The following is a 15255-nucleotide window of genomic DNA, read 5'->3' on the forward strand; positions in this document are numbered from 1 at the left end:
AAAATCTCTATCTTGATTTCAATGTAAAAATATAATTAGAATTGTAGAAAATTTCATTTTTAGGAGAATATCGAATAGGATATATCCCATTTTGCTTTACATGGAAAAGATCAAAATCAGAAAGTTTTTTATTGTATTCAAATAAACTAGATCCAGCCATTATAGAATGAATTGAGCCGTGTTCAAGTTGTATTTTGTGAATTCCTTTTTTCTCTATCATATTAATACCTCCTTTTAAAACACTCATTTCATATCCCTCAGTATCAATTTTAAGAAAATCTATTTTTGAAATTGAATGTTCTAAACAATATAAATCTAAAGTCTTCACCTGAATGGTGTATTCTAAAAAATCATGATTATTACTTTTGATTAAACTCGAATCAACACCTCCATCTTTACTAACATAAAGTATTGAAGTATTTTCTTTATCACCCAAAGCAAAATTATTTAGAATAACATGTTCTAGATGTCCAAATTTTTCAGATAGTTTCTGAAATGCCTTTGCATCTGGTTCAAAAGAGTGGATTATTGGATTTATATCTTGCAAAACATTTAATAACATCTCTAAGTACTGCCCGTTATTTGCTCCAACATCAAATAAAACAGGGTTTTGTGGCAACTCCTTTTTAAGCCATTTCACTACTGCTTTTTCACCAGAATCTAAAGGGCTATTTGCAGAACCATAGTTCATTCCTTTAAGCGCTATGTAATGTAATTTTTCAAAAAAAGGCTGAAAAAAAGTAGTCGCAAAAATTTGTAAAATAATTTTTTTAATTTTCCTCATAAAAATTTAAAAATTCTTGTTGCTGTTTTTCGATAGTAAACTCATTTTGAACTCTTTCCATAGCTTTTAGGCTTAATTCTTTCTTTTGGGCATCATCCAAATCAATCACCTCTTTTATTTTTTTAAATAGTAATTTAGGTTGCTGTTTGGGCACTACAAAACCTGTTACTTTGTCTATAACATTTTCAGAAAGTCCCTCAGCATCTGATACAATACAAAGCACCCCCATAGCTTGAGCTTCTAAAACTGCATTACAAAAACCTTCCTGCAGGCTATATTGGATGTATATATCGGTTGCTTCCAATTGCTTTTTTACCTTTTCAGATGATAATTTACCTGTAAAAATAACCTTTTCTGTCAATTTCAATTGTTTTACTGCAAATATTAACCGTTCTTTTTCACCTCCATCTCCAATAATTGTATATTTAAAATCAATTCCTTGCTGATTAAGTAAGCACAATGCTTCCAAAGTATTTTCCAATCCCTTTTTCCAATGTAGTCTTGCTATAGTTGTAAATTGCAAAATTGCATTTTCTTTTTTTGCCTCTGAAAGAAAAAAATGAGTATCAATAGCCGGGGTAATTTTAACTATCTTTTTATATTCAGACAAGCCTTCTTGATATAATAAATTAGCTAAATCATCAGATATTACATGAATTTTATTTACTTTTTGAAACATTGATTTATAGCAGTTTGGATGTTTTAAAGGATAAATACCAATATCAAACCCCCTAAAACTTACTGCCATTTTAGCGCCTATGGTTTGTGCTACATTTTCACGTCCTAAAGTCATTGTTCCGAATCCAAAATGGATCCAATCTAACTTTTCAGTTAGCAAAAACTGATTTGCTATAACTTGCTTTACATTTTGAGTGGTGGAAAGTTTGTCTTTTTTATTCAGGATAAATAGTTTTAAGCTATTTCTTGGACTTACTAAAACCATTTTTAATACTTGCATAAAAATATTTAAAACTACTTTAAACTTATTGCCACCAAGTCTTGGTGCTTTAATAACTTTGCAGTTTAAAAAATATTCATCCGATTTGTAATCATTTACAAAAAGAATAACTTTAATACCATTTTGTTGCAATCCTAGAATTTTATTCCTAAAGAATGTTTCGGAATAACCTGGAGTTGAAGGCAATACTAATCCAATCTTCATTTTCCTAATTTGTCTTGACTACTATTTTGATAAGCATTGTTTAATACATCATTATATAAAGAAATCATATCAGTGATCATTTTTTTCTCAGAATGATTATTTTGTATGGTAATAAAAGCTTCTTTGATAATCTCTTCGCTTTTCTTTTGATCCATAGAAGCTAAATTCATGATGCTTTCCGCAATCATTTGTGGATCACGAATTGGAACTATAAATCCATTTTTTCCATTTTTTATTACTTCTGACATACCTCCACAATTGGTTGTAAGTACAATTGTTCCCAACTGCATAGCTTCTAAAACAGTGTTAGCAATTCCTTCTTCAATACTAGGCAATAACAATAAGTCGGCATTTTTAATGCTTTCTTGAACTTCATTAAAGGATTTGTTTCCTGTAAATATTACTTCTTTACTTAATTTATACTTTTCCTTAACAAACTCTAATTCTTCTGCTCCAGAGGCTCCAATAATGGTATACTCAAATTCGAATTGATTCTCTTTTAGAATTTTACAGGAGTCTAAAGCATAAGAATAGCCTTTTATCCAATGATTTCTTCCTACTGAAATTATTTTAAAAACCTTATCTTGATTTCTTTTCTTATCTACAAAATCTGCCTCAGACAAGCCACTATACACCACTTTTATTTTACTTGAATCTGCTCCATATTTTTCTCCTTCTTTCTTAAGAGCTTCTGAAACTGCATGAAATCCATCTATTCTTGGGAAGTATTTTTTGTATTCTTCAGATACTTTCAAATCTGATAAAGGTGTTGTTGTAATATGCGTTCCTCGAAGACTTACTACTAGTTTTATCCCAAAGTCTTGAACCCAAATCCAATCTTTAACACTTTTTGTCCATTGTAAATGAAAAATATGAGGTTTATGCCATAAAACAGGGTAATACTTCATTTTTGCAAACGTTTTCTTTTTCATTTCTTTTGCAATGTATTCATCCAATTTTTTCTTTTCTGTATTTCGAAATAAAAAAAGTAATACCGAGTATCTCAAAAACTGAGACATTTTATACCAGCGGTTGTCTGCATAACCTCTTATAATGACACCTTCTTTATATTTTATTTTTTTTGTTACATATCCAAATAACAAAATTTTGCAACCTTTATCAGATAATCCTAAAATAAGACGTTCAATAAAAGTTGTGCTAGGAATTTCTCCAGAATAGATTGCTATTTTTAAATTATCTTTCACTTTTGATTTTTAAAAAACAACGATAAAGTTAAAAGTATACTAACTGGATGTGAGTAATTTACTGCATCTTTGTTTTGAAAGTTTTTATAAAATATGTTAATTAATTTCACAGGAATAATCGTTTGCATTTTTTCATTTTCAAAAAGCCATTTTTGTAGTTGCTTGTCGTTTTCTTCACCTAAAAACTGTAATTCCCAATTACGTTGAACAATTTTCTTGTTTTTTAATATTCGGAATACTTTATTAAAAATTCTATAAGGAATATTCCATGGTTTTTTATCCCAATGGTAATTATACAAATTAAATGGCCTATGATCTTGCCAAGTAATCTTTGCCAATTCTGGCATTCTCATTTTTAAATACGCGATTTGAATTTGTCTTCCTGATAAATAATGCTCTGGAACAGAACAAATAAATTCACACATCCTATTATCATAATAAGGCAAAGTTATAGGTTTTGCATTTTCAAAAACACTCAAATTGGTAGTTGTCCAGCGAGGAGCCCAATAGAGACTTTTAAAAGCTCTTATTTGAGCATTAGCACTTTGAGGTATATCTATCTCTTTCAATAGAGTAATAATTCTATTTTTAAGATAATCTTTAAAACTCCCATCCAAATTCCATTCATTCCATAAAGATTCGGCTAATTCAATTCCTCCTTTTTTAACTATTTTTTTTATAATTATTTCAACTTGGTCATTGAATGACAAATCATCAGACACTCCCATATCATCAAAGAGTACATCTCCCCAATGCCCAAGAGAAAAAATGTCTCCCATTTTTTTATAATTCTCTAAAAATGTCATCTGTCTAGGATGTGTAAACTCCGAATAACAGTCATTAATTTTCGCTAATTCTTCTATACAATTCCACAAATAACCATAAGAGATTTCCCATTTTGAAAAAGGAAAATTACAGACTTTAGCAATTTTTTCACTGTACTTTGTTTCTTTATGTCCATCAGTAAACTCATAACTATAACTAGAAACAGGTATTTTTAAATAATTTAATGCTGCAGCTTGAGTTCTGCTATCAAGCCCTCCTGATAAAGGCAAAATGACTTTTTTATCACCTACTTGTTCTTTTATAATAGTTTCAAATAAAGTAGCAAATTCCTGAACAATTTGATCTAATGGTCTTTCAACTGGACTATAATGCCATTTAAAATAAGTATTTTTAGAGACAACTGTGTTATTTTCTATTTGGTAAGTGTTAGATGGGCGCAATACCTTTTGCTCTTTAAAAAAAGTATCATCATCCAAAAAAAAACCAGTAGCTGCAAAAATACAAATGGCTTGATAGTCCAATGTATTTTGCTCACCAACAAATGTGGACTTGTAAGGAATTATTGGTATTTTAAATATTTTCATTTCTTTTTAAAAAAGTATCTCGCCAAGCTAAAAACTTTGTTTCTATACAATAATACGAAATAACTGAACAAATCAATATTCCAATAAATTTAAAAATCAAAGGAAAATCCCAAGAATACAACCAAATTTGTTGCCATAAGTAAATTGAATAACTCCATAAACCAATTACAACCATAAATCGACAATTTAAAAATCTTGTAAAAAAAGAATCAGAGGGGAAATGAATCGATAACAATAAAATTAAACCGATACAACTGTTAATGACAGTTAGTCCTATCAGATTATACAAATAACGTATCTTAAGTCCTAATAGAGAAACCACAAAAGAACTATTCATTAACTGACATAATAAAATAATAAGGATTAACCCTGCTATTTTATTTTTAAAATATAGAAAATATTTTGATGCTTTTATTTTCTGTGAAGGAAAGATTGCCATAATACCTCCAATAGCTAATGAATCAGCAACTGTTTCAAACGAACGATGGATTGATCCAGCCAAAATATCAGGAATAAAAGTAAAATACAAGTACGAAACCCTAATCAATGGAACTAATAAAACAATTGAAATAAACACTAAAATTAAATGACGCTTTGATAAAATTTTCTTATTTAGAAATAAAAAAAGTAGAGCGATAAGAACATAAAACTGCTCTTCAACCGCTAATGACCAAGTATGCCCAACAAACCATTGTTTATCATTCCAAAGACTTCTTGGATGGTAATTTTCGAGATATACAGGTGCTCTCCAAAATTGTTCCCATTCAAACAGATCAAGAAATTGCAACACAACATATACTATTAGTAAATAGAAATAAAAAGCTGGGAAAGTCCTTGAAAAACGTTTAAAATAAAAAGTTTTAATAGAAAATTGGCCTTTATCAACATCTCGAAGTAAAATACCCACAATCAAATACGCTGAAATGACAAAGAAAATACGCACCCCTAAATTTGCAATATTCAAATTTCCTATATGAAAAGCGTGGCCAAAAACCACCATTAAAATGGAAATAGCCCTTAATCCATCTAAAGAAGGAATTCTATTATTTGTTGCATTTTGATTCATTTAAACTAAAGAAAAATAAAACTTTTCATGTTTTTCAATTTCTAAATCTATACTGTAATTTTTGCTAACCAAATTATAAAACTGTATTCCTAATTCATTCAATTCCTCTTTCGTTTTTATCATGTAATTATCTAATTTACTTGCCAGTTCTTGAGTGCTTTTTGCGGCAAATAAATGACTTGGATAATCTTTTAATTGGTCTTTTATACCAGGAACATCAGTTCCTAAAACGACTTTACCATTAGCCATAGCTTCCAACATAGCTACTGGAGAACCTTCCCCTTTTTCTAAAGTTGGCAGGACAAATAGTTCTGCATGATTAAGATAGTCAGTTACATTCATTTGTTTACCAGAAAAAATAATTTTCTCTTTTAAACCTAACAAATTAACCATATTAATTAGTTTTTGACCGTATTCATTATTGTTATCTCCAACCAACCACAAAACCCAATCCGAATTTTTCTTATGTACTTGAGCAAAAGCATTAATTAAGGTTTCTATCCCTTTTACAGGTGTAAAATTGGCCACACAAATTAATACTCGTTGATTAGGTAAAGTATTCATCTTTGTTTTAATCTCAAGTATAGGCATAGTTGATTGAAACTTCTCCAAAACCACTCCTCTCGGTATTAATGTAGTTTTTACATTATTTGGATAAAACTCACGAAGCATATCTGTATTTTGCACAATGATTTTTTTTGCCAAAAAGGAACGTAATTTCCAACTGTTTGCTGAATTGCCACCCCAACTCATATTTTTTTTGGTGAAGGTCCAACAAATTCCTCCCATCTTAGCTGATAAAGCTTCGGTGTAATTAGAACTGTAATGAAAACTGTGAATAATATCTGGATTTATGTTTTTTAATTTCCTTGAAACTTTCCAACAGTCCCTTAACATTTTTAGAATGGGTCTTTCTTTGGGTAAATAATCAAAAATATGAATAGGAATACCTGACTTTTTTACTGTTTCAAAAAAAATCCCATTATTATGAAGACATAGAATGTGGGGCTCGAATTTATTTTTGTCTAAACCTAACGCTAAATTCAAAAGTGCTTTACCACTTCCAGCTGTATCGAAATTAGGAATGGTATACAAAATCTTTATTTTTTTCATTTCAATAAAGCGTATAAAGTAAACAAAGGCCATTTTAAATCGACTTCTCCTTTTAAATGTTTGCTCAACATTTTTTCGACCACACTTTTATCAAAACCAAAAGTTGATAAATCCTTTTCTAACAAAACTGTCGAAAAAGTATCTTTTAAATCTTCTCTAATCCATTTAGACAATGGTATTGAAAACCCTTTTTTTGTTTCCTCTCTAACTACGGTGGGAATTTGTTGAGCTAATATATTTTTGAGCAATTGTTTTTGTTGACCATTTCCATAACTCAATAACGGATCGATTTGTAAACTTGCTTCAATCATTTTTTTTTGTAAAAAGGGAACTCTAACTTCTAAACTGTTTCCCATGCTAGCCAAATCTACTTTACGCAATGTTTTTTGCATCATACCATAAAACTCAGCTTTACGCATTTTAGCCATTAAATCTCTTTCATCTTTACAATTTTGATACTCATAAACATCCCATTCCTCAGGTAAAGTTATATTTTGCAAATCAGGCGCTACTTGATTAAGCCAGTTTTCCCGAAAACGGGAATGCAAACTTTCATGAGCCTTTCCTTGATGAGAAGACAACAATACACTATTTACTCTTTTATTTCCTGTTGCATATTTATCAAAACCATAAATCCCTTTTTTAATTATTGAAGGATAATGTTGATATTTAATATTTTTCCCTACACTCCAAAATCGCTCATATCCAAAAAACAATTCGTCTCCACCATCTCCACTTAATGCTACAGTTACACTTTTCTTTGCTAATTTTGATACTAAATAAGTCGGAAAAACACTAAAATCAGCCAAAGGTTCATGCAAAACTTGAGTTGCTTCGTTCCAATATTTTTTCATTTCCAAAGCATTCAATTTCCATAACTCTTGTTTTAGCTCCAAGGCGTTGGCAAATTGAGAAGCGCGAAACGACTCATCGTGTACTTTACTATCAGATCCAATGGAAAAAACCTTCAGGCTAGATTGGTATTTTTTTGCAAAAGCACAAACTAATGGAGAGTCTACTCCACCAGACAAAAAAGCTCCCAAGGGAACGTCTGCTAATAATTGATCTTGTACACAAGAATCTAAAGTATCTGCAATATATTTTTGAGCAGTAATAACATCTGAAATAGAAAAAGAATTGTTTGAAGGCAATTCCCAATAACGGAAATATTCTTTTTTACCATCAACTGTAAAAGTTATCATCTCACCAGGTCTGACTTGAAATGTATCTTCATACAATCCAAAAGGAGCTGGAACAAAATGCTGTTGAAGATATAATTTTAATACATTTGAATTGATTGATTTCGATTTGTAATTATGATGTTCTATAATTTGATCGTACTGACTCGAAGCTACTAATGTAGTACCATTCCAACCATAAAACAAAGGTTTAATACCAGCGAAGTCTCTTACTAAAGTAATAGTTTTAGAAGGGTTATGGTAAATTGAAATTGCAAACATACCATCTAAAGCCATTATTGTTTTTTTGATACCCCATTCTTCCAAACAAGCTGTAATTGTTTCGGTATCACTACTTCCTTTAAAATTGGTGATGGTAAGTTGCTTTCTTAATTCATTATGATTGTATATTTCACCATTAAAAACAATAGTGTATTCTCCATGAGGACTTGTCATAGGTTGATCTCCAGCAGAAGACAAATCCAAGATAGCCAAACGATTAAAACCAAATTGTACTGATGAAAAATTGCTCCAATACCCTTGATAATCTGGTCCTCTATTCTGAGAAAAGTCCAATAACCTATTAAATTCAGATTTATTGGTTAAGTTGTTCTGTATGTTAAATTCGGCTAAAAATCCACACATTTTTAAGCTATAATTTATATTGTTTTTTAGATTTTTTTTGAAATATGCTTAAGCTTATTTTTAGCTCTTTTCCAAAACCAATCCCTATAATGTCTAGCATATCTTAAATTTTCATCAATATAGAACAAATAACCATTGTTGTAAAACAATCTTAGAAAGTAATCTAACAAATCTCCAAAATTATGTGCCTTCATGGTTACTTTTCTGGAAGGAGCCGTGTAATGAATAAACATGACCTCTGTATCTATCTTATTTTTAATATTCTCCAAGGTCAATTTTGGAAAATCTTTTGCTGCTTGCTTTCCATAAATTCCCATGTCTTTTATTTTAACTACTATCTCTTTTATATGGCTCAAATAATTAATCATTAAGTTTAAAAAACCTTGATCGTTAAAGCGAATTCTCTTATCGTTTATAAATTCTTTATTCAATTCGTAACGATGTTTTTTCAAAAGCTCTATTAGTTTTGGAATAATTCTTTTATTGATAGCTATATGGCTAGCTGAAAAAAAATACAATTCGTTATCATCAAAACTATACTCTGGAAAATCTAAAAGATTAAAAGCATAATGAGCTAGATTATTCATCTTTTCATTATCATTTTTTTTAATTATATTACCCTGTAAGATAAAAAAATCTGATTCTTGATTAAAAAATTCATATTCAATTGGATTAGTCAATATAGAATCAGCATCAAGGTGAATATAGCAATCAAAATCAAATCCTATTTGAGGCAAAAATAAAATGTTCAGTTTATTCAGCAGAATATATAAATCCAGTTGATGTATTTTATTTATTTCTTTAGAATTTACAACTGAGACATTCTTTCTTTTTTCTAGTGATTTAGTATTGAATACTCCATCTTTAATAATAACAATAGGGAGTTCAGGATTAAAAAATTCAATGCTCGCTATAAGCGCTTTACAATAATGAACGTGATGTTTCCCTAAAGTAATTACTATTGCTGTTTTTTTCATTATTTTTTTATTTTTATCACTAACAATCATTTTTTTAATGATATTTTAAACTTAGTATCATTAAAATTTAAAAATATACCATGTATGCTTTTAATTATTTTTAGATAACTAAAAAAAGTAATCATCTTTTTAATTGTTCATAAAATTTGTTCACTTCTAATCCTATTTTATTCCAACTGAATTTTAAGGCATTTTCTCTAGTCTCAATAGCCATATGAGCTGTATCCTTATTAATGGCATATAAGGTTGTATCTAATAATGCCGAATAATCATTTTTAGGAACTAAGAAGCTATTGTACTCATTTAAACCATAACCTCTATTTCCCTCTAAATCAGTGGTTACTATTGGCAATCCACAAGCCATTGCCTCTAAAATAGAATTACATGCAGTAACATCTGTCAAGGGTAAAAATAATAACGAAGCTTTTTGATACATTTCACGAAGTGTAATATCATCTACTCCTGAAAAAATATTTACACTTTTATGCTCAATAATTTTTTTTTGGAATTTTTGTTTTAAAACCACATTGATTTCAAGATTATGAACTTTATCTACCAAAAAAGGAATGGTATAATTTAAAACCTCAAAATCACGTAAATGCTGCCCAACAAACAAAAGGCTTTTTTCTTTTCTCTTAGAGTAATCTGGCACAAAAAAATCAGTATCAACACCATGAGGAATGTAAACCACATTTTCAGTATTAAGCCATTTTTTTAAAAAATCTACTTGATTAATTCCTACAGCAATTGCACCATCAAGTTTTTGAAAATATTTAAGATTATTAAATTCTGTCGCTAAAACAGTTGGTGTTTTATGAAAAGTTGCGATATTAACTATCTTCTTAGGCAAAAAATTAATTGCTTGTCTTATGTCTCTTTCTCCATTTAAATAATGAATCAAAATATTTTTATTCCTAGAGAACAAAAATTTTCTCAATAACTCTTCGTTTTTTTTGGCACTAACACTGTCATATCCTCCAAAATTTTGAGGACAATATCTTTTAACAAAACGAGCCAATCTCTCAGATAAAATAGAATTTTCTCCAGAAATGACTTCTGCATCATCTATATAATTAATTAATTTAGCATATCCAGAATATTCGGAATGATGTGATGAACGATGATGGATAATGACTTTTTTCATTATTTATTTTGATTGAGCATAAAAGTAATGATTCTTCTCATATTCTCTTTTGGATGAACATAGCTATCAAAATATTTTTTTGCATTATGTGACAATACTTCTGAAAGCTGCGAATCATTTAAAACCTTTTCAATTAGTAGAATTAACTCTTTTTCATCTTCAAAGAATAAAACCTCCTTACCATTCTCCAGAGGAACAGGTAACTCTGCGGTTAATTTTTCGGCAACAATAACTTTACCCTGAGAAAGATATTCAGCCATTTTCCAAGCTGGTGAATATATTAATCCTCGAGTATAAATGACTACTTTACTTTTTTTTACTAATTCTAAATATGAATCTGGATCGGTAGGTAAATTAGTAAGAGCATTGGGATATTTCGCTTTGGCCAAATTTGATGGAATAAAACCTCCCTTAAATAGGTCACCAAATCTCTTTCTTAAAGCTAGTATAATTCTATAGCGTTGTTGGTGTATTTTAAATACATCATTTTGTTCTTCTGATGGAAAACAACGAGTTTGAAATAATACTGAATTTTCAGGAGAAACAAAATTGAATTTTTCGTAACTCTCTAAGTCATTTGAATTATAGGCATTTTTACAATGTTGTATCTGTTTTTTAATAGTTCTTTTCAACCTGTTAAAAAACAGAGAGTCTAACTTAATACTTTGAATTACATTGATAACAAAAACCCCTAAATAAAAAACATACTTATTTTTTCCATTATCTGGTTTAACCTTAAAACTTAACCCTAATGGATAAATCTTGTCTTGATAATTTTTAGATAATTTTTTGATATCCTCTTCTTTATAATTTCTTTTAAAGACAAAGTCACAATAATCTAAGGCGTACTTTGAAAAAGAATAAGAAGCATCATACAAATCAGTTGCAAAATTTATTTTTTTACCTGATTTAATATCAACTAACTGGTAGAATGAAGTTTTAGGATGTGATTGTTGCGTTTCAGTAATTTCTTTATCATTAATTCTTATAGTTCCTAATCGTTGGGAAAAAGAAAGATTGATTTTTGTTTTTAAAAAAGACTCTTTTTCTAATTCAAACAAACCTGTTTGAATATAGGAAGAGTGATTGAGTTCCTGTGGTGTAAATATTTTTATTAGAATTTGATTCATTACGAATGTAAAGCTGATTGAACAGATTCAAACAATACTCTTGTGGTTTCATCAATACTATATTTAACAACAGCTGTCTCTCTAGCTTTTGCTTTCATTTGCTTTATTGAAACTTGATCTTGAAAATATCTGATTATTGCTTGAGCGTATTCCTCTGGTGTAGATAAGATTCCATCTACTCCATTTGTAATTACATCAGCGGGACCACCCGGACAATTCATTCCCGCTACTGGAGTACCACAGGCCATGCTCTCTATCATAACCATCCCAAAAGTTTCTTTATCACTTGGCAACAAAAACAAGTCAGCTTTTTGAAAAAACTCAGGTAACTCATTATGTTCTTTATGTCCTAAAAAGAAAATGTTATCCTGCAAATTAAATTTTTCTACAAGGTCTTCTAATTTTTTAAAATACTCTTCAGAAGAAATGGGGCCTATTATTTTTAATTTAGCATCAGGAAAACCATTTTGAGTTAATTCATAAATAGCCTCAATAGCTAAATGAACCCTTTTCCAATCAACAATTCTCCCAACATATAATAGTTCCGGAGATACGTTTTTAGTATTTTGTGGAGTAAAAACATTACAATCAACTCCTAATGGAAACACCCTTATATCTAAACCTTTAAACATCTCCATTTTTTCCATTTCTCTTTTTTGCATGTAAGTATGAACCAAAATATGATTTGCCTTTCTGTAATAATCTCTTGCCCATTCAACATCGGTATAATGCTGCCCTCCCAACATGGCTATATATTTTTTCCCATTTTCTAATATTATTTTAGATAATTCGTAAGAAAATGGACTGGAATGTGCTGACATATTAATGATAGTTACATCAGGTGTTTCCCTTTTGTAATTCTTTAAACACGAAGAAGAACGTTGTTTCTTCCATTTTTTATGATCTCCATTGAGTTTGAAATCAACAGGATAAAAATTCCATTTTAAAATCGAGTTAAAAGAAGAATATCTAAACCATTTTGGAGTAAAATATTCCATCACACACGTATATTTTTCTTGTATGGCCAAATTTGCCATAGCCATTACATGTGGCTGACTGTGATAAGTTGATACACTTTTTTCAACAACTCCTGCTGCTTGTGGAGTAAATGGATGTATAATGGAAATTTTCACCTTTTATAATCTTGATAATAATTCTTTAACACGAGTCACTTGCTCCTTTTTTGCAAATAACATCTTTTGATAAATGGAGTCTTGCAAAATATCTACATTTTGATATATATCATGTATTTTTTTTAAAACTTCATCAACATCCAAACTATCAGTCCGAATAACATATTCTTCCAAATCTATCGATTTTAAAAAATCTGAAGTTTTTTGCTCATACTCAATTGCAAAAAAAGGTGTACTAGACAAACTAGAAAATACAATTGCATGCAATCTCATGCCTACAAACAAATCAATAGAGTTAAAGAAATCAATACTTTTATTTAAATCTAAACAATTTTTATAAATATTAACTTTGCTTACAATATCTTCTCCTAATATTTTTATCATGTAATTTATGTCATTAGGGGTAGTTGGATATAACCAAATTATCCATTCTTCATCCAGTAATTTTTGTGTTAAAGATTTTGCAAAAACTCCAACAGCTTCTTGATTAAACCCGTGTATTCTGCCTATTATATCACAAAAATTGATTCCTATAGTTTTATTTTTGGCTTTTATTTCTTTAGTTTGATTGTGAAAGATTGCGGGATCATACAGTATTTCTACTTCTTGATTTATTTTCCATTCATTTTTTAATATATTCTTGGATAAAGGTCCTCTGATAGAAATAAAAAAACATTTATTTAGGAATTCAATCCATGCAGGAATATCTGTAGGAAATCCTATTTTTTGGGCAAATTCTGTATTTGCTACACCTGCACCTAAACTTAAAAGTTTTGCATTGGGGTATTTATCCAAAAATAAATTTAAAAGCCTTAAATAGCTCTCATTTTTCCCTTTTCTTATAATTGTTCCTCCTCCTAAAATAATATAATCAGGTTCTGGAAAATAGATTTTTCGAAAAAAGCTTCCTGAACTCACTTTTGCGTAATTAATATCATATAAAACTAATTTGCTTTTTACCATATTAACTATGCCTGTATAAACAGCATCATCACCCAAGTTATTATTCCCTAGACATCCAATATAGATTGCTCTTTTTTTTCTCGAAAAAACATATTTTAAATATTTTAGAAAATACTTGAATTTATCCATTTTCTTAATTGATTTACTTTAAATGCAAAAAAAACTATATTTAAAAAATATACTATCAAAATTATTGTCCAATATCAAATTAATTCTATAATTATTTTTAGGAGAGAATAAAAGACTTAAATAGTTTTTTAGATAAATTTTTTATTTATTCCAATTGTTAATTCACCTGTCTCAAATAGAACAAAATTATATTCTTTTAATATTTCATAGATTGTTTTTCTACAGTCGTATTCATCATGAATTTCAATTGCTATTAAATAAGTAATATTTAAAAAAGAAAGATCATTGTCGTATGTAAAAATAAACCGTTCTGCTCCTTCAATATCAATTTTTAAGCACGATATGTGTTCTAATTCATGCTCTTTAATGATTTGATTTATTGTTATCCCTTTTATTTCTCCATCAATATTTTCACTTGTAGCAATTGACCAATCTTTTCCATCTCTAAATGAATTATTTAAAGAAAATGACTTGTTTTCAATTCCAGAAAGGGCATTTTCATAAAAAAAAACATTTTTTTTATAGTTATTTAAGTCAACATTTTTTTTATATACCTCCATATTATCTTTAGAAGGTTCTATACCATAAACTTGAATATTTTTAATTTCATTTAAAAAAAATATTGAGGTATATCCAACATTAGCGCCAGCGTCAATAAGTGTCATTTTATCATTTTTAACAAGATTGATTTTCAAATAACTTGTTATTGCTTTGTACTCTTTTTTATTAAATACTTGCTTGAAAACACTAAAATCACTATGATTTTGATTTCTAACTACTAATGATAAATTTGGTGTTTTAATTAGAAAATGATTCTCGTTTTTTTCAATATTTTGAATCAATTTATTTTTTGCAACTTCTCTCTCAAAAAAATCATCTGGTGACAACTTTTTTTTAAATATATATGTGTAAATTTTTTTTATAACTTTTAGCATACTATCTTTTTTTTATAAACTTTGCAGGTACACCTCCAACAATGGTATAAGGCTCTACATCTTTATTTACAACTGCTCCAGCGGCAATAATTGCTCCTTTACCAATTTTTACACCATCTAAAATTCTAGAACCCGCACCAATCCAAACATCATCTTCAATTAAGATACCTTTCTTAGACAATCCCTGTTTATTAATTGGTCTTTCTAAATCTTCAAATTTATGATTTGCAGGTATTATTAAACAATGTCCAGCAATAAGTACATTGTTACCAATAGTTAAATTACCATGTCCATATAAAATTGTATAGGGGTTAATAGAAC

Annotated in this window: 13 protein-coding genes and 1 pseudogene; all 14 read right to left on the bottom strand. The window is 29.0% G+C overall.

Annotated elements, in window-relative coordinates; translation table 11 throughout:
• Positions 1 to 7: 7 nt before the first annotated feature.
• Entirely contained in the window at positions 8 to 784 is a 777-nt protein-coding gene (locus BUC09_RS10960; protein WP_073311585.1) for an FkbM family methyltransferase, read from the bottom strand.
• On the bottom strand, positions 771 to 1946 hold the full coding sequence (locus tag BUC09_RS10965) for a glycosyltransferase family 4 protein (RefSeq protein WP_073311586.1): 1176 nt from the start codon (positions 1944 to 1946) through the stop codon (positions 771 to 773). Before BUC09_RS10965 ends, BUC09_RS10960 begins: the two co-directional genes overlap by 14 nt.
• Positions 1943 to 3151: a glycosyltransferase family 4 protein gene (locus BUC09_RS10970; RefSeq protein WP_073311587.1), complete on the bottom strand. Its 1209-nt coding sequence runs from the start codon at positions 3149 to 3151 to the stop codon at positions 1943 to 1945. The genes BUC09_RS10965 and BUC09_RS10970 overlap by 4 nt, the downstream gene beginning before the upstream one ends.
• The gene (locus BUC09_RS10975) at positions 3148 to 4521 is read right to left on the bottom strand and encodes an asparagine synthase-related protein (protein ID WP_073311588.1); all 1374 of its coding nucleotides are present in this window, start codon (positions 4519 to 4521) and stop codon (positions 3148 to 3150) included. Before BUC09_RS10975 ends, BUC09_RS10970 begins: the two co-directional genes overlap by 4 nt.
• On the bottom strand, positions 4508 to 5587 hold the full coding sequence (locus BUC09_RS10980; RefSeq protein ID WP_073311589.1) for an acyltransferase family protein: 1080 nt from the start codon (positions 5585 to 5587) through the stop codon (positions 4508 to 4510). The genes BUC09_RS10975 and BUC09_RS10980 overlap by 14 nt, the downstream gene beginning before the upstream one ends.
• The gene (locus BUC09_RS10985) at positions 5588 to 6700 is read right to left on the bottom strand and encodes a glycosyltransferase (protein ID WP_073311590.1); all 1113 of its coding nucleotides are present in this window, start codon (positions 6698 to 6700) and stop codon (positions 5588 to 5590) included.
• A complete protein-coding gene (asnB, locus tag BUC09_RS10990) occupies positions 6697 to 8523 on the bottom strand; it encodes an asparagine synthase (glutamine-hydrolyzing) (protein WP_073311592.1) in 1827 nt (608 codons plus the stop codon). The genes BUC09_RS10985 and asnB overlap by 4 nt, the downstream gene beginning before the upstream one ends.
• 26 nt (positions 8524 to 8549) lie before the next feature.
• Positions 8550 to 9500, bottom strand: coding sequence for a hypothetical protein (locus BUC09_RS10995; RefSeq protein ID WP_143161913.1), 951 nt, complete (start codon positions 9498 to 9500; stop codon positions 8550 to 8552).
• Between the two features lie 121 nt (positions 9501 to 9621).
• A complete protein-coding gene (locus BUC09_RS11000) occupies positions 9622 to 10644 on the bottom strand; it encodes a glycosyltransferase family 4 protein (protein ID WP_073311595.1) in 1023 nt (340 codons plus the stop codon).
• Positions 10644 to 11774, bottom strand: a complete 1131-nt coding sequence (locus tag BUC09_RS11005; RefSeq protein WP_073311597.1) for a glycosyltransferase family protein — start codon at positions 11772 to 11774, stop codon at positions 10644 to 10646. The genes BUC09_RS11000 and BUC09_RS11005 overlap by 1 nt, the downstream gene beginning before the upstream one ends.
• On the bottom strand, positions 11774 to 12907 hold the full coding sequence (locus BUC09_RS11010) for a glycosyltransferase family 4 protein (protein ID WP_073311598.1): 1134 nt from the start codon (positions 12905 to 12907) through the stop codon (positions 11774 to 11776). The genes BUC09_RS11005 and BUC09_RS11010 overlap by 1 nt, the downstream gene beginning before the upstream one ends.
• Before the next feature lie 3 nt (positions 12908 to 12910).
• The gene (locus tag BUC09_RS11015; RefSeq protein ID WP_234972565.1) at positions 12911 to 13906 is read right to left on the bottom strand and encodes a polysaccharide pyruvyl transferase family protein; all 996 of its coding nucleotides are present in this window, start codon (positions 13904 to 13906) and stop codon (positions 12911 to 12913) included.
• 221 nt (positions 13907 to 14127) lie between these two features.
• Positions 14128 to 14934 (bottom strand): FkbM family methyltransferase, encoded by an 807-nt coding sequence (locus BUC09_RS11020; RefSeq protein WP_073311600.1) that lies wholly within the window; start codon positions 14932 to 14934, stop codon positions 14128 to 14130.
• A 4-nt stretch (positions 14935 to 14938) separates the two neighbouring features.
• Positions 14939 to 15097: pseudogene (locus BUC09_RS15025) on the bottom strand (DapH/DapD/GlmU-related protein); the annotation flags it as partial.
• Positions 15098 to 15255 lie beyond the last annotated feature (158 nt).

The organism is Flavobacterium terrae (assembly GCF_900142035.1).
Taxonomy (GTDB): domain Bacteria; phylum Bacteroidota; class Bacteroidia; order Flavobacteriales; family Flavobacteriaceae; genus Flavobacterium; species Flavobacterium terrae.